This is a genomic window from Mesorhizobium sp. LjRoot246 (genome assembly GCF_964254115.1).
GTDB lineage: Bacteria > Pseudomonadota > Alphaproteobacteria > Rhizobiales > Rhizobiaceae > Mesorhizobium.
The window spans coordinates 6,167,148-6,182,050 of sequence record NZ_CAXUSN020000001.1 but is presented as its reverse complement, the minus strand read 5'-3'; the positions used below and the strand labels follow the sequence as shown (position 1 = coordinate 6,182,050).

The window sequence follows — 14,903 nt, the reverse complement described above, 5'->3', positions numbered from 1 at the left end:
GTATGTCGTCCACTGAAAGCCTGGTGTATGTCGTCCAAAAGTGCGCAGCGGTTTTGGGGAACGACAGACGCCAAAGCAAGGGCGTGCCCCACCCAAGGCGGTAGGCGTCAGGCGCCGGTCTTGATGTAGCTCTTGTAGATCCAGCCGGTCTTGCCGTTGTAGGTGATCTGGCACCATTGCTTGCAGCTCATCACCTGCACCGAGGTTCTGGCTGGCACCGTGCCGATGGCGGCGGCATTTTTCTTCGGACCGCTCCGCATGGTCACGGTCCTCAAGATACGCCCTGTTCCAGCGGCAGCAACCTTCCGTGACTTCGCCTTGGCCTGGCTGCCGTCGCCTTCCGTGGCCGAGGGCTGTTGTGTCGGCACCTGCGGCTGCGCTTCAGGGATGGCGGCGGTTTGTGCGCCATCGGGGTGGCTGCTCGCGGTCGCGGTGGGCGCGGCCACCTTGGCAAGCTCAGCGGTAGCATCGGTATCGGCTGCCGGCTGCGCGAATGCCGTCGCTTGCTTATCCGGTGCCTTGTCCGCCGCCACCTGGCTCGGAGCAGTCGAGGCGGAAGCGGATGCAGCCTTCTGCTGCGAACCGGTCCAGCGCGGATCATTGGCCGCGAGTGCGGGTATATTGGCTTCCGCGGCCGCCACGGTCGGTGAAACCGCGTCGGACTTGCGCGCTGCCTGCGGCACGGCTGCCGCGGCGACTGCGGCTCCCACCGGGGCTATTTTCGTCGTCTTCACCGGAATGGTTGGAATAGTCTGTTCGGGGCTTGCTGCCGCTTGCCTGTCGCTGGCCGGCAATGCCAGCCATAGCGCCACGGCGGCGACGCCAAGCAGTGCGGCGGTGCCGATCGCGGCGATCACCAGATGCGAGTTCGAGCGGACTCCCTGCCAGAAGGACGGCCGCATGTCGTATCCGAACTGCATGGCAAAGCGCCGACGTTCCGGCGTGCCGAAACTGAAGGGCTCTCTCACTCTTGCCACCTCCATAAGCGGGCCGATGTTCTTTCGATCGAATGCCAAGAACCTGGCGCCAAATCTGCATCGGTCCCAAGAAACCGGAGCGGGCAAGCCCGCAGAATTCCCCGTCAGTCGCCCGTAACCGGCATCTTTTGCCGGTGATTGTGGCATCACTACGCCTTCCCAGGCGATTCTGCGCCTTTGCAAGGGATTCTGCAATGTGCCGCTACGGCAACAAATATTACAGCAATATTACAGGAACTCAGAGCGAACCTATCCAGCCTGGAGCATGATTCCGAAACGTGGCATCCGGCTTCGCCAAAATCATGCTCTAGCCGACAGATGGAGTCCGGTCCTGATTCCATCGGGACGGAACAGTCCCTATATCCTGTCCCGCAGCGCAAACCAGTTGAGCGCCAGGAACAGCAGTGGCGTGCGGAAGCGCCGGCCGCCGGGGAAGGGCGGGATTTTCAGATCTTCGATCAGCTTCAGCCGGTCGCGGTTGCCGGCAACGGTTTCAGCATAGAGCTTGCCGAAGAAGTTGGACAGCATGACACCGTGGCCGGAATAGCCGCCGGCCGAGATGACATTGGGCATCACTTCGCGCACGAACGGCTTTCTCGGCACCGTGATGCCGACATAGCCGCCCCAGCCATGCGTGATCTCGACATCCTGGAGTGTCGGATAGAGCTCGGCGATCTGGCGGCGGATGTGGATATGGATATCCTTCGGATCGTTGACGCCATAAACCTCGCGTCCGCCAAACAGCAGCCGCCCGTCCTTCGATTTGCGGAAATAGCGCACGACGAAGCGGGAATCGTCGACCGCTTCGCTGCCTGGGAGCACGTCTGAGTCTGCCCCCAGAGGCACCGTCGCGCCGATGAACGAACCGATCGGCATGATGTGCGCGGCACTCACCGGCTCGAGCGTGCCGCCATAGGCGTTGACCGCGATCAGGCATTTCTGCGCTGTCACCGTGCCTCTCGGCGTCGAAACCTTGACCTTGCCGCCACTGGAAACGATGCCGGTCGACGGCGTCCCCTCGAACAGCTGCGCGCCCGCCTGCGCCGCCACCCGCGCCGTGCCGATCACCAGCTTCATCGGATGGATGTGCCCGGTGCCGGTGTCGCGGGTCCCGCCGAAATAGGCGGTCGAGCCCAGCCGCTCCGCCGTTTCCCTGGCATCCATGAATGAGATATGCGGGTAGGAAAAACGGCTCGCCATGATCTCGGCATGCGCCTTGTAGTCGTCGACATAGCGCGGCTTGTGCGCCACCGAGAGCTGGCCCGGCATATAGTCGATTTCGATCTGGTTGGAGGCGGTGAATTCAAGCAGATGCGCCTTCGCCTCTTCGGCAAGATCGAACAGCGCCTTGGCACGGGACAAGCCATATTCGGCTTCCAGGTCTTCGGCCCAGGCACGTTGGCCGGTGCCGAGCTGTCCGCCATTGCGCCCAGAGGCGCCGTCACCGAAGCGGTGCGCCTCGATCAGCACGACATTGGTGCCCGCCTTGGCCAGATGCGCCGCCGCCGACAGGCCGGTGAACCCACCCCCGACGATGACGACGTCGCATGTCCGGTCGCCATCAAGCGCGGGATATTCAGGTCTCGAGCCGGCTGTATCCTCGTACCAGGAACGGCCGGGGGAGATCGGGGATTGGTAAGGCATGGTGTGGCGAAGACTCGGAGATTTTGGAGGTGAAAGCGAATAGCGAGTAGCGAATAGGGAAAGCGGCCAATATTGCTTCTATTCGCTATTCGCTATTCGCTATTCGCTACCCCTCTACACATTCAGCAACAAATACTCCCGCTCCCACGGGCTGATCACTTCCATGAATGTCTCGAATTCCGCCCGCTTGATCGCCGCATAGGTCGCGGCGAAGGACTTGCCCAGATGCGCGCAGAGTTCCTCGTCGCCCTCGAACAGGTCGACGGCTTCGAGCAGGCCGCGCGGCAGGTCGATCTCGTCGGCGTTGGCAGTGGTCAGCACGGGAGGCTCGGCCTTGACCTTGTTGGTGATGCCGATCAGCCCGCAGGCAAGCGATGCCGCCAGCGCCAGATAGGGGTTGGCATCGGAGGACGGGATGCGGTTTTCGACGCGCCGGGCCGCCGGATCCGAGCGCGGCACACGAAACGCCGTGGTGCGGTTGTCATAGCCCCATTTGTTGTTGACCGGCGCCGACGCCGCCTGTGTCAGCCGGCGGTAGGAATTGACATAGGGCGCGAACATCACCAGCGCGTTCGGCACATGCTTCTGCATGCCGCCGATGAAGTGGAAGAAATCGTCGGTTTCCGAGCCGTCCGCGGCCGAAAAGATGTTCTGTCCGGTCTTCTTGTCGATGATCGACTGATGGATGTGCATGGCGGAGCCAGGCTGCCCCTGGATCGGCTTGGCCATGAAGGTGGCATAGATCTCGTGCTTCAGCGCCGCCTCGCGAATGGTGCGCTTGAACATGAACACCTGGTCGGCCAGTTCGATCGGGTCGCCGTGGCGCAGGTTGATCTCCAGCTGGCCGGCGCCTTCCTCGTGGATCAGCGTATCGATCTCCAGGCCCTGGCTTTCGGAGAAATGATAGATGTCGTCGATCAGTTCGTCGAATTCGTTGACGCCGGCGATCGAATAGCCGGCGCCGCCGCCGATCGCGCGTCCCGACCGGCCGACAGGCGGCGTCAGCGGATAGTCTGGATCGGGATTCTTGCGCACCAGATAGAACTCGATCTCCGGCGCCACCACCGGCTTCAGGCCGAGCTTGTCATAGGCGGCAACCACGCGCTTCAACACATTGCGTGGCGTGAACTCGACCGAGCGGCCATCCTGGTGGACGAGGTCGCAGATGACCGCGGCAGTCGGGTCTTCTTCCCAGGGCACCACCGTCAGCGTCGACAGGTCCGGCATCAGTTTGAGGTCGCCGTCGTCTTCCGGGTAATGGAAGCCGTTGCCATCCTCGGGGTAGCCGCCGGAAATCGTCGTCATGAAGACAGCCGACGGCAGTGCCAGCGAGGTGTTGGAGGTGAATTTCTTCGATGGCATCATCTTGCCGCGCGCGACGCCGGCCTGATCAGGCGTGATGCACTCGATGTCCTCGATGCCGCGCCATTCCAGCCAGGCGCTGACTTCCTTCCAGTTCTTGACGCCACGTTGGTTTTTTACGAAGGCAGGCGTGCGGGGGCGTCCTCCGCGGCTCGACGGACGGACTTCCTTTTTTGCAGGCGGCATCAATCACCAGATTGGGTTGCGGATTGTGGAGTATAGCCGTGCCGCACTGTGGAAGGGAAGGGGAGCCGCGTCGGGCATTGGCTGACCCGGTTGAAAATCGCGCCAATCGGCTTAGTTTTCGCACTCTCAATCCAAATCGGGACATTCAATGCGGCACGACGGCAAACTGACGACCATAGGCTTCGACGCCGACGACACACTCTGGCAGAACGAGCAGTTCTTCCGCCTGACGGAGAAGCGCTTTGCCGCGATGCTTGCCGATCATGGCGAAGAGGAGCACATCTCGGCACGATTGCTGGAAGCCGAAAGGCGCAATCTTGCTGTCTACGGCTTCGGCATCAAGGGATTTACCCTGTCGATGATCGAAACGGCGATCGAAGTCACGCAAGGCCGCGTACCGGCTTCGGTTATTGCAGAGATTCTCGATGCCGGCCGCGAGATGCTGAGCCACCCGATCGAGGCCCTGCCGCATGCGCGCGAAACGGTCGAGAAGCTAGCCGGCACATTTCGCCTCGTGCTGATCACCAAGGGCGACCTCTTCGATCAGGAGCGTAAGCTGGCTGGGTCGGGCCTGGGCGACCTGTTCGACGCGGTCGAGATCGTCAGCGACAAGAATGCCGCCACCTATAGCAGGCTCTTCAGCCGCCACGGCGATGGCCCGGCCAAAAGCATGATGGTCGGCAACTCGCTGAAGTCGGACGTGGTGCCGGCCATCGAGGCCGGCGGTTGGGGTGTCCATGTGCCGCATGAACTGACCTGGGTGCTGGAGCATGTCGAGGCTCCCGTGGCCGAATCGAGGTTCCGCCAGATAGTCGATCTGGGACAACTGCCCGGACTGGTTGAAGGCATCGTGAACGCAGGCTGATCGCAGGCCCAGCTATTTCTGCGCAATTCCCGAGGGAAAGCGCTGTGCGCTTTCCTGGGAAAACCGTTACGCAGCTATTCTGCAATTGCTCTAACGATTGAGCAGGCGATCGATCACCGGCTGCAGTCGTTCGGGCGTGATCGGCTTGGCAACCACCACGTCGATGACACTAGACAGGCCTAGGCTCTCCGGCGTGCCATTCTTGGTTGAAAGCAGGATCACCGGTGGCAGGGATTTGCCCGAAATCCGCCGCAACGCGTCGATGCTGGACATCAGATTGTCGCAGTCTTTGTTATCGGCGCCGCCGTCAAGGACAACCGCGCCGGGAATAAGAGACCGCAAGATCCTTACCGCCGTGTCGGGAGATTCCGAGATCGGCTTGAGCCCGGATCGCTCGACAATCTTCGAAATCACCACCCGATTGATCGGCGATTTGCCGACGACAAGCACCTGCGACGGATCACGGATCGCCTCGGTGCTTGCGTCGCGGTTCACCCAATTCAGGTGTCTTCGAGTCTCGCCTTCGCGATTCACTGGGCACACAAGTCGGCCAAGAAGCTCGCCCCCATTTCAATGCAGAGTTGAATCCGGAGCGCAATTGGCGTGAGATCGGCCGCCATGTCAAGTTGAAATAAAAGACCTGGAAATCATCCTCGGGAGCAATGAATTTCAAGCAACGCTACTGTACTGAACTGTCCATACTGCATTTCATAAAAAGAAAATTCACCTGCGCAGAGGCTGCGCAGGCGAAAGATCGGTTGTGCGGATTAAGGTCAGCCGTGGCTCTGCTGCGTGACGATCACCGGGATCAGCAGATCGCCCCAGTTGCCGTCGCCGCCGTGATGGCGTGCCGAGCGCACGAGCTCCACCGAGACGCCTGCCTCGACCGCCTTCATCACCGACTGATTGAGGCGGTGCAGGTCGTTGGCCAGCATGCGGATCGTCGCTTGCTGGTCGACGCTCATCGTCGTGGACTGTTCCTCGGCGCGTTCCTTGACGCGGCTTATCGATGCCATTGGTCTTCTCCTTGTGTCCCAGGCCCTGTTGGGCGTTTCCTCTGAGTTCTTCCGTTCGCTATTCGGCGGCCGGTTTGAACTGCGCGTGCTCCGTCGATTCATGCATGGCGGTGGTCGACGACTGGCCGCCGGTGATCGCCATCGACACGGCGTCGAAATAACCGGTGCCGACCTCGCGCTGATGCTTGGTCGCGGTGTAGCCATTGGCCTCGGCCGCGAACTCTGCTTCCTGCAACTCGGAATAGGCCGCCATCTGCCGCGCCTTGTAGCCGCGAGCCAGTTCGAACATGCCATAGTTGAGCTGGTGGAAGCCCGCCAGCGTGATGAACTGGAACTTGTAGCCCATCGCGCCGAGCTCCTTCTGGAACTTGGCAATCGTCGCGTCGTCGAGGTTCTTCTTCCAGTTGAACGACGGCGAGCAATTGTAAGCGAGCAGCTTGTCGGGGTGATGCTTGCGCACGCCCTCCGCGAATTTCCTGGCCTGCGCCAGGTCGGGCTTCGAAGTCTCGCACCAGATCAGATCCGCGTAAGGCGCATAGGCAATGGCGCGAGCGATGCAGGGCTCTATGCCGTTCCTGACATGATAGAAACCCTCCACGGTGCGCCCGGCGTCATAGTCGACGAAAGGCTGGTCGCGTTCGTCGATGTCGGAGGTGAGCAGCTTGGCGGCTTCCGCATCGGTGCGCGCGACGACCAGGGTCGGCGTGCCCATCACGTCCGCTGCCAGACGCGCGGCGTTGAGGTTGCGGATATGCGCTGCGGTCGGGATCAGCACCTTGCCGCCGAGATGGCCGCACTTCTTTTCCGACGCCAGCTGATCCTCGTAGTGGACGCCAGCAGCGCCTGCCTCGATGAATGCCTTCATGATCTCGAAAGCGTTGAGCGGTCCGCCGAAACCGGCTTCCGCGTCGGCGACGATCGGCGCGAACCATGTCTCGACCGAAAGCCCGTTGCCTTCGGAGGTCTCGATCTGGTCGGCGCGCTGCAGCGTGCGGTTGATGCGCTTGACCAGTTCCGGCGCCGCATTGGCCGGATAGAGCGACTGGTCCGGATACATCGCAGACGCGGTGTTGGCGTCGGCCGCGACCTGCCAGCCCGACAGATAGATCGCCTTCAGCCCGGCGCGCACCTGCTGCATCGCCTGGTTGCCGGACATGGCACCGAGCGCATTGACGAAGTCCTCCTCGTGGATGAGTTTCCACAGCCGGTTGGCGCCCATTTCGGCAAGGCTCTGGCGGATCTGCACCGAACCGCGCAGCCGCTTCACATCCTCTGCCGAATAGGGTCGTTCAATGCCGTCGAAGCGACCTTCCGGCGCTGAAGGGACGAGGTTGTAAAAATCAGTCATGGGTCACTCCGAAGGATTGCTGCACCGTGCCCGGGCATCAATCATCTGTGCGCCGGAATGTGACTGAATTTACATTTCGGTGCGGAATGAGCCAGGAGAATCAATGAAATCGGCAAAACATAAGAGAAAACCTGTGTTGTGTTTGACAGAAGCACGCTGTAAATTTGTCATGATTGTAAAGAGCGACGCAACTAGATTGCCGCGAAAGTTTGTGTAAATTTCTGTCAAGGACAGTCGATGGCTGACCAGAAAATATTTGCCGGACCGCGCATCCGGCGCATCCGCAACGCCAAAGGCCTGACCCAGACGGCGATGGCCGAGGGCCTCGGCATATCGCCGTCCTACCTCAACCTGATCGAGCGGAACCAGCGGCCGCTGACGGTGCAACTGATCCTGAAGCTGGCGTCCGTCTACAAGGTCAATCCGCACGAGCTGCAGGGCGAGGCAAGGGGATCTGTCGCGGCCTTGAAGGAAGTGTTCACCGATCCCCTGCTGGTCGGCGAGTTGCCGGGAGATCAGGAACTGATCGAGCTTGCGGAGGCAGCGCCCAACGCGTCCGCGGCGGTGATAAAACTGTTCCGCGCCTATCGCGAACAGGCCGAGCGCCTATCCGATCTCAACGAGCTCTTGGCGCGTGAAGGTCGGGTGACCGCGCTTTCCGGCGCCCGACTGCCGATCGACGAGGTGCACGAGATTTTCGAGCGCCGGCCGAACCATTTCGCAGCCCTCGAGGAGGAGGCCGCGGCGTTCACCGCAGTGCTCGATCCGGGCGACGATTTGTTTGGCGCGCTGAAGGCCTGGCTGAAGCGTGAATACGGCATCGTGGTCAAGGTGCTGCCGGTCGCCACCATGCCGAACTGGCGCCGCCGTTACGATCGCCACTCGCAGCGCCTGTTCCTGTCCGAACGCCTGTCGCCGTTCGACCAGTTGCGCGAAGTCGCGATGGAGGCTTGCCTGATCCGCATGACGGTCGCGGTCGCCGGCGAGATCCAGGCGCTCAAGCTGACCACCGACGAGGCACGCCGCCTCGCCCGCTTCGAACTCGGCCGTTATGCGGCGCATGCGCTGATGATGCCCTACCAGGCCTTTCACGCGGCTGCCGTGCGCGCCCGCTACGACATCGACGTCCTGCGTTCGCGCTTCGGTGTCTCCTTCGAACAGGCGGCGAACCGGCTGACCATGCTGCAGCGGCAGGGTGCCTCGGGCGTGCCGTTCTTCATGCTGGAGGTCGACAATGCCGGCAATCGCTTCCGCAAGGCCGGCAGCCAGGGCTTTCCGCAAAGCCGCTTCGGCGGCGGCTGTCCCAAGCTGCCCGTGCATGCCGCTTTCACACAGCCGGGCCAGATCTTCGTCGAGGCGGTGGAAATGCCCGACGGCGCCGAGTTCCTGTGCATCGCCCGCACGCTGGAAGGGCCGCAAGGCGCGTTCTCGGAACGCCCGCGCCGCACCGCGCTGCTACTTGGTTGCGACATCGGCTTTCGTGACGAGATCGTCTATGGAGCGGCACTGCCCGGCGCGGCAATCGCCGCGAAGGCCGGCAGTGTCGCGGCGACGCCGGTCGGGCCGGCCTGCCGGCTTTGCGAACGCGTCGGCTGCCTGGCGCGCGCGGAACCGCCGGTGACGCGTCCGCTCGGCCTCGACGAGATGGTGACGGGCCTGAGCGCTTTCGATTTTCAGTAGCGGCGCGAGCTTGCAAGGAAGGTCATCCGGCTTTGCGGAAGAAGCTGCCAAGCTTCGCCGTAAAGTATTGTCGATCGAAATATTGATTTGGAAATGACAACGGGATATCAAAAACGAATTGCGCAAGGCTGGGGGGCGGCGATGGGCAGGACGGTTTTTTGGCTTGGGCTGACATTTGCCCTCTCAGCTTCATCTGCATATGCAGAAAAATCCTCGGATTTCTTCAGTTCCTACAAACAGTACAATGATGCCGGTAAGGCATTCCTGGACAAGATAGATCCAAAGACCGGACCGATAGACCTCGCCGAAGGCATTCACCTCGATCTCAAGGGCAAGTTCTACTTTCTGGATAAGAAGGACGCCGTCTCGGTCCTGACCGAGGCTTGGGGTAACCCACCCGACGCCGGTTCCGACGCGATCGGCATGATCTTCCCGAGCAATTATGACCCCATCGCCGACAACAATTGGGGCATAGAGCTGCGCTGGGAAAAGATCGGTTATGTCGATGACGGCGACGCTGCCTCCATCAATTACAGCGAACTGTTGAGCAGCATGAAGGCCGATACTTTGTCGGGCAACGATCAACGGGTGAAGGACGGTTTTCCGCCCATCACGTTGATCGGTTGGGCTTCGCCGCCAGTCTATGATGCCGTCAACAAGCGGCTGCATTGGGCCAAGGAACTCCAGTTCGGAAACGACGCCGTCCACACGCTCAACTACGATGTCCGTTTCCTTGGCAGGGAGGGCGTCTTCGTGATGAGTTACATCGCCAATGTCGAGCAGGTGCCGGAGATAAAGCAGAGCCTGGATGAAGTGCTTGGCCTGGCGGGCTTCAGCGCGGGCAAGAAATACACGGATTTCCTGCCCGGCACCGACACGGTCGCCGCGGTTGGGATTGGCGGCCTCATCGCCGGGAAATTGGCGGCAAAGGCTGGTCTTCTGGCGGTGGCGCTCATCGCCTTGAAGAAATTCGGACTGATCCTGCTGGTTCCGTTGGCAGGCCTTTGGCGGCTCATTCGGGGCAACAGGAACGCCTCCTCCTAGGTGGGGACGATCAGCCAACCCAGCAGGCGATTTGGTCCAGGCGTCTGACCAGTGCGCCAAAGGGGAACGTGAAGCTGGATCACGCCCGGCCGCTGCCGATGTATTAGGCGAAAACGGCACGTTTCTGTCGCCCATTGCGCATCGTGCAGCGCCGAAAACGCTGACAGTGGAAGCCATGACCGCCACCGCATCATCGCCGATCGTCGCACCGCCAGCCGTCTCGCCGCGCGAGGAACGTGTCGGCATGCTTTTGGTCTTCCTGTCGGCGCTGATGTGGAGTTTTGGCGGCACCATCGCCCGCTTCATCGCCGTTGGCGACAGCTGGACCGTGGTGTTCTGGCGCTCCATGTGGGCCGCCGCCTTCCTGCTCAGCTTCATGGTCTGGCGCGACGGCTGGCGCGGCACGCTGAAGCTGTTCCGCGACATGGGCCTGCCCGGCCTTGCCGTCGGGATCTGCTTTGCCACCGCATCGACCGCCTTCGTCGTGGCGCTGGCCTACACCACCGTCGCCAACATCCTGTTGATGCAGGCCGGCGTGCCGCTGCTGGCGGCGCTGTTTGCCTGGGCGTTGTTCCGCGAAAGGGTTGGTGTCGCAACCTGGGTGGCGATTGCCGCCGTCATTGCCGGCGTCGCCATCATGGTGTCGGAATCGCTCGACGGCGCCGTCTCGCCGATTGGCGACGGGCTGGCGCTTTTGATCGCGGTTATGTTCTCGATCGCCACCGTCATCACCCGGCGGTTTTCCGGCGTGCGCATGACGCCGGCGACCTGCCTCGGCACCATGCTCGCAGCCGGCTTTGCCGCGTCGCAGGCATCGACTTTCGCTGTATCGGGCAGCGACATGGGTTTTCTCTTTGCCTTCGGCGTGGTCAATCTCGGCCTCGGCCTTGCGTTCTTCGCCACCGGCGCGCGGTTGATCCCGGCTGCAATAGCAGCACTGCTCGGCACGTTCGAGCCGATCCTCGGTCCGATATGGGTCTGGCTCATCCATTCCGAGGTGCCGTCCGGGCGCACCATCATCGGCGGCGCGGTGGTGGTCACCGCGCTGCTCGTCCATATCGGGCTCGAGTTCAAGCGCCAGACACGGCCCGAACGCGCAGGGGTCACCGGGGTGCCGTCGCCTAATTGAAGAGGCGCGCAGCTTTGCCATTGACAATGTCGCTGCCGCGCGGGCAGGCTGGGAACACGGCAACAACAAGACAGGCGTATCTTGCCAAGTCTCCCAGCCGGTCAGATCGAGACCGGACCATATCGTCGTATCTCTGCCCGCGCCACGGCGAAAGCCTCCGACGGCATCGGCATGCCTCCCAGGCCGCCCAAGGGACTTAGAGCCATCTCTTGCCGCTCAGCGAACCGCCTGCATGGTGTCGGCAGTTCGCGCTTGTCGCCCCTTGGAAAGCTCAATAGTCTGAAGAAAATGCCGGTCGCGCTGATATCGCGACGAGCCGGTGAAGGAACACTCATCAAAGGAGAATAGCATGATCCGCAAAGCGCTCTGGCTTTCGGCAACCTCGGCATTTCTGACGCTTTTCACCGTCGGCGGTCACGCCGAAGACCGTGTCGTCAACGTCTTCAACTGGTCGGACTACATCGACAGTTCGATCATCGACGATTTCACCAAGGAAACCGGCATCAAGGTCGTCTATGACACCTTCGATTCCAACGAAATCCTGGAAACCAAGCTGCTTGCCGGCGGCAGCGGCTATGATGTCGTCGTGCCCAGCGGCAATTTCCTTGCGCGCCAAATCCAGGCCGGCGTGTTCCAGAAGCTCGACAAGTCGAAACTGCCCAACATTTCCAACATGTGGGACACGGTTACCGAGCGAACCGCCAAGTATGACCCCGGCAACGAATACTCGGTCAACTACATGTGGGGCACGGTTGGCATCGGCTACAACATCAAGAAAGTACAGGCGGCACTCGGCACCGACAAGATCGACAGCTGGGATGTGTTCTTCAATCCCGACAGCCTGGCCAAATTGAAGGACTGCGGCGTGTATGTGCTGGACTCCCCGGCCGACATCATTCCGGCGGCACTGAAATATCTCGGCCTCGACCCGAACAGCACGTCACCAGACGATATAGCCAAGGCCGAGGAGACTTTGCTCAAGGTCCGGCCTTATATCAGGAAGTTCCACTCCTCCGAATACATCAACGCGCTCGCCAACGGCGATATCTGCCTGGCGGTCGGCTGGTCGGGTGACGTTTTCCAGGCCCGCAACCGCGCGGTCGAGGCAAAGCAGGGCGTCGAGATCGGCTATTCCGTGCCGAAGGAGGGTGCCCAGATGTGGTTCGATCAGATGGCGATCCCTGCCGATGCGCCGCATGTCGCCGAGGCGCTCGAGTTCATCAATTACATGATGAAGCCGGAAGTTATCGCCAAGTCGTCGAACTACGTGCTCTACGCAAACGGCAACAAGGCTTCGCAGCAATTCGTCGACAAGGCGCTGTTGGAGGATCCTTCGGTTTATCCCGATGCCGAGACGATAAAGAAGCTCTACACCGTCTCACCATACGATCCCAAGACCCAGCGCGTCATCACGCGCACCTGGACCAAGATCGTTACTGGCCAGTAAGCAATCTGACATGGTCCCGGCAGCCACTGCCGGGACCATTTTTCTGGGGCAAGAAGCAAGAAAATCAGGACGGAGTGGGACATGAAATCGCTTGGCAGCATCCGCAGGGATTTTGCGCCGTGGAACGACCCGAACGCCAAGCCATACATCCAGTTCGAAAACGTCACCAAGAAGTTCGGTGACTTCACCGCCGTCAACAATCTGTCGCTGACCATTTTCGAGCGCGAGTTCTTCGCTCTGCTCGGCGCGTCAGGCTGCGGAAAGTCGACGCTGCTCAGGATGCTCGCCGGTTTCGAGGAGCCGACAGCCGGCCGCATCCTGCTTGATGGCCAGGACTTGCGCGGCATCCCGCCCTACCGGCGGCCGGTCAACATGATGTTCCAGTCCTATGCGCTGTTCCCGCACATGACGGTCGAGAACAACATCGCCTTCGGCCTCAAGCAGGACGGCATGCCGAAGCCCGAGATCGCGTCGCGCGTTGCCGAGATGCTGAAACTGGTCAAGCTAGAGCAATTCGCCAAGCGCAAGCCTCATCAGCTGTCCGGCGGCCAGCGCCAGCGCGTTGCGCTCGCCCGCTCGGTTGCCAAGCGGCCGAAGGTGCTGCTGCTCGACGAGCCGCTTGGCGCTCTCGACAAGAAGCTGCGCGAAGAGACGCAGTTCGAACTGATGGACCTGCAGCAGAACCTCGGCCTGACCTTCGTCGTCGTCACCCATGATCAGGAGGAGGCGATGACGATGGCCGATCGCATCGCCATCATCGACAAGGGCGAAGTGATGCAGGTGGCAACGCCGGCCGAAGTCTACGAGGCGCCGGGATCGCGCTTCGTCGCCGGTTTCGTCGGCAATGTGAACATGTTCGAAGGCAAGATCGCGCGTGGCGAGGCTGGCGCCAGCATCGATGCCGGCAATGGCATCACCATCCGCACCGACAATGCCGGCACCGCCAGCGCCGGAACGGCCGTCACCTTCGCCATCAGGCCGGAAAAGATCAAGGTGTCGTCGAAGAAGCCGGCCGAGGCCGTCAACGCCATCGAGGGCGAGGTCTACGACATCGCCTATCTCGGCGACATGACCGTCTATCACGTCAGGCTGGACGATGGGCAGGTGGTGCGGGCGAGCACCATGAACGCGGCCCGCATCACCGAGGATCCGCTAAGCTGGAACGATCGCGCCTGGGTTTCCTTCCGGCCTGATGCCGGCGTCGTGCTGACACGATAGGAGGCGGTCATGTCGAGTGCCACCGTCACCACTGCATCAGCTCCTCGTGCAACCAATGCCGACAAGTCCGCCCTCGCCAGGTTGGGTGCTGCCTTCGTTGGCCGCCTGGTCATCATCATCCCCTATGTCTGGCTGCTGTTCTTCTTCCTCATCCCGTTCGTCATCGTCTTCAAGATTTCGCTGTCGCAGACGGCGATCGCCATTCCGCCCTATACGCCGGCACTTGATTTCAGCGGCGGCTTTTCCGGGTTTCTGGCTCAGCTGAAACAACTCAGCCTCGACAATTACACCTGGCTGACGCAGGACGCGCTCTACTTCAACGCCTATGTGACCAGCGTCATCATCGCCGCGATCTCGACGGTCCTGACATTGCTCGTCGGCTACCCCATCGCCTACGGCATGGCGCGCGCGCCGGCGACGATCCGCCCGACCTTGCTGATGCTGGTGATCCTGCCGTTCTGGACCTCGTTCCTGATCCGCGTCTACGCCTGGATCGGCATCCTCAAGCCCGAGGGGCTGCTCAATCAGCTGCTGCTCGCCACCGGCATCATCCACCAGCCGCTGATCATCCTCAACACCTACACCGCGATCTTCATCGGCATCGTCTATTCCTACCTGCCATTCATGGTGCTGCCGCTTTATTCCGCGCTCGAGAAGATGGATTATTCGCTGATCGAAGCGGCCAAGGATCTCGGCTGTCCGCCGACCAGCGCGTTCTGGAAGATCACCTTCCCGCTGTCGCTGCCCGGCGTCATCGCCGGCTGCCTGCTGGTGTTCATTCCGGCCGTCGGCGAATTCGTCATTCCCGATCTGCTCGGCGGATCGCAGACGCTGATGATCGGCAAGACGCTGTGGAACGAGTTCTTCGCCAATCGCGACTGGCCGGTTTCGTCGGCCGTCGCGGTCATCCTGCTGTTGCTGCTGATCGTGCCGATCATGCTCTTCCAGCGGGCTCAGGCGCGCGCTCAGGAAATGGACAGGTGAGAT

Annotated in this window: 13 protein-coding genes; 7 read left to right on the top strand and 6 right to left on the bottom strand. The window is 61.5% G+C overall.

Annotation, left to right across the window (positions count from 1 at the left end; translation table 11 throughout):
* Window positions 1-107 precede the first annotated feature (107 nt).
* The 3 genes from ACSQ3L_RS29975 to ACSQ3L_RS29965 all read right to left on the bottom strand — a co-directional run bounded on the left by ACSQ3L_RS29975 (window position 108) and on the right by ACSQ3L_RS29965 (window position 4,169).
* On the bottom strand, window positions 108-968 hold the full coding sequence (locus tag ACSQ3L_RS29975; protein ID WP_436163211.1) for an SH3 domain-containing protein: 861 nt from the start codon (window positions 966-968) through the stop codon (window positions 108-110).
* Between the two features lie 366 nt (window positions 969-1,334).
* Entirely contained in the window at window positions 1,335-2,621 is a 1,287-nt protein-coding gene (locus tag ACSQ3L_RS29970; protein WP_436163210.1) for an NAD(P)/FAD-dependent oxidoreductase, read from the bottom strand.
* 114 nt (window positions 2,622-2,735) lie between these two features.
* A complete protein-coding gene (locus ACSQ3L_RS29965; protein ID WP_436163209.1) occupies window positions 2,736-4,169 on the bottom strand; it encodes a glutamine synthetase family protein in 1,434 nt (477 codons plus the stop codon).
* Between the two features lie 148 nt (window positions 4,170-4,317).
* On the opposite strand from ACSQ3L_RS29965, the gene ACSQ3L_RS29960 reads away from it, so the two are divergent.
* The gene (locus ACSQ3L_RS29960) at window positions 4,318-5,034 is read left to right on the top strand and encodes an HAD family hydrolase (RefSeq protein ID WP_436163208.1); all 717 of its coding nucleotides are present in this window, start codon (window positions 4,318-4,320) and stop codon (window positions 5,032-5,034) included.
* Between the two features lie 90 nt (window positions 5,035-5,124).
* On the opposite strand, the gene ACSQ3L_RS29955 is transcribed toward ACSQ3L_RS29960, so the two are convergent.
* From ACSQ3L_RS29955 to aceA, 3 genes are all read right to left on the bottom strand, one after another.
* Entirely contained in the window at window positions 5,125-5,529 is a 405-nt protein-coding gene (locus ACSQ3L_RS29955; protein ID WP_436163207.1) for a response regulator, read from the bottom strand.
* Between the two features lie 278 nt (window positions 5,530-5,807).
* Window positions 5,808-6,050, bottom strand: a complete 243-nt coding sequence (locus ACSQ3L_RS29950) for an SMc00767 family acetate metabolism repressor (protein ID WP_006202762.1) — start codon at window positions 6,048-6,050, stop codon at window positions 5,808-5,810.
* Between the two features lie 58 nt (window positions 6,051-6,108).
* On the bottom strand, window positions 6,109-7,398 hold the full coding sequence (gene aceA / locus ACSQ3L_RS29945) for an isocitrate lyase (protein WP_436163206.1): 1,290 nt from the start codon (window positions 7,396-7,398) through the stop codon (window positions 6,109-6,111).
* Between the two features lie 237 nt (window positions 7,399-7,635).
* On the opposite strand from aceA, the gene ACSQ3L_RS29940 reads away from it, so the two are divergent.
* From ACSQ3L_RS29940 to ACSQ3L_RS29915, 6 genes are all read left to right on the top strand, one after another.
* Window positions 7,636-9,078, top strand: a complete 1,443-nt coding sequence (locus tag ACSQ3L_RS29940) for a helix-turn-helix domain-containing protein (RefSeq protein ID WP_436163205.1) — start codon at window positions 7,636-7,638, stop codon at window positions 9,076-9,078.
* A 141-nt stretch (window positions 9,079-9,219) separates the two neighbouring features.
* On the top strand, window positions 9,220-10,122 hold the full coding sequence (locus tag ACSQ3L_RS29935; RefSeq protein WP_436163204.1) for a DUF2167 domain-containing protein: 903 nt from the start codon (window positions 9,220-9,222) through the stop codon (window positions 10,120-10,122).
* A 175-nt stretch (window positions 10,123-10,297) separates the two neighbouring features.
* Complete coding sequence (locus ACSQ3L_RS29930; protein WP_436163203.1) at window positions 10,298-11,251, top strand: DMT family transporter; 954 nt, start codon at window positions 10,298-10,300, stop codon at window positions 11,249-11,251.
* Between the two features lie 349 nt (window positions 11,252-11,600).
* On the top strand, window positions 11,601-12,698 hold the full coding sequence (locus ACSQ3L_RS29925; protein WP_352555018.1) for a polyamine ABC transporter substrate-binding protein: 1,098 nt from the start codon (window positions 11,601-11,603) through the stop codon (window positions 12,696-12,698).
* 81 nt (window positions 12,699-12,779) lie between these two features.
* Window positions 12,780-13,916: an ABC transporter ATP-binding protein gene (locus ACSQ3L_RS29920; protein WP_436163202.1), complete on the top strand. Its 1,137-nt coding sequence runs from the start codon at window positions 12,780-12,782 to the stop codon at window positions 13,914-13,916.
* A gap of 9 nt (window positions 13,917-13,925) precedes the next feature.
* Window positions 13,926-14,900: an ABC transporter permease subunit gene (locus tag ACSQ3L_RS29915; protein WP_436163201.1), complete on the top strand. Its 975-nt coding sequence runs from the start codon at window positions 13,926-13,928 to the stop codon at window positions 14,898-14,900.
* The last annotated feature ends 3 nt before the right edge of the window (window positions 14,901-14,903 follow it).

Excerpts from the sequence above, each read along its gene's own strand:
- ACSQ3L_RS29925 (WP_352555018.1), top strand. The coding sequence starts at position 11,601 with ATGATCCGCAAAGCGCTCTGGCTTTCGGCAACCTCGGCATTTCTGACG.
- aceA (WP_436163206.1), bottom strand. The coding sequence starts at position 7,398 with ATGACTGATTTTTACAACCTCGTCCCTTCAGCGCCGGAAGGTCGCTTC.
- ACSQ3L_RS29965 (WP_436163209.1), bottom strand. The coding sequence starts at position 4,169 with ATGCCGCCTGCAAAAAAGGAAGTCCGTCCGTCGAGCCGCGGAGGACGC.
- ACSQ3L_RS29935 (WP_436163204.1), top strand. The coding sequence starts at position 9,220 with ATGGGCAGGACGGTTTTTTGGCTTGGGCTGACATTTGCCCTCTCAGCT.
- ACSQ3L_RS29915 (WP_436163201.1), top strand. The coding sequence starts at position 13,926 with ATGTCGAGTGCCACCGTCACCACTGCATCAGCTCCTCGTGCAACCAAT.
- ACSQ3L_RS29970 (WP_436163210.1), bottom strand. The coding sequence starts at position 2,621 with ATGCCTTACCAATCCCCGATCTCCCCCGGCCGTTCCTGGTACGAGGAT.
- ACSQ3L_RS29940 (WP_436163205.1), top strand. The coding sequence starts at position 7,636 with ATGGCTGACCAGAAAATATTTGCCGGACCGCGCATCCGGCGCATCCGC.
- ACSQ3L_RS29950 (WP_006202762.1), bottom strand. The coding sequence starts at position 6,050 with ATGGCATCGATAAGCCGCGTCAAGGAACGCGCCGAGGAACAGTCCACG.
- ACSQ3L_RS29960 (WP_436163208.1), top strand. The coding sequence starts at position 4,318 with ATGCGGCACGACGGCAAACTGACGACCATAGGCTTCGACGCCGACGAC.
- ACSQ3L_RS29920 (WP_436163202.1), top strand. The coding sequence starts at position 12,780 with ATGAAATCGCTTGGCAGCATCCGCAGGGATTTTGCGCCGTGGAACGAC.
- ACSQ3L_RS29930 (WP_436163203.1), top strand. The coding sequence starts at position 10,298 with ATGACCGCCACCGCATCATCGCCGATCGTCGCACCGCCAGCCGTCTCG.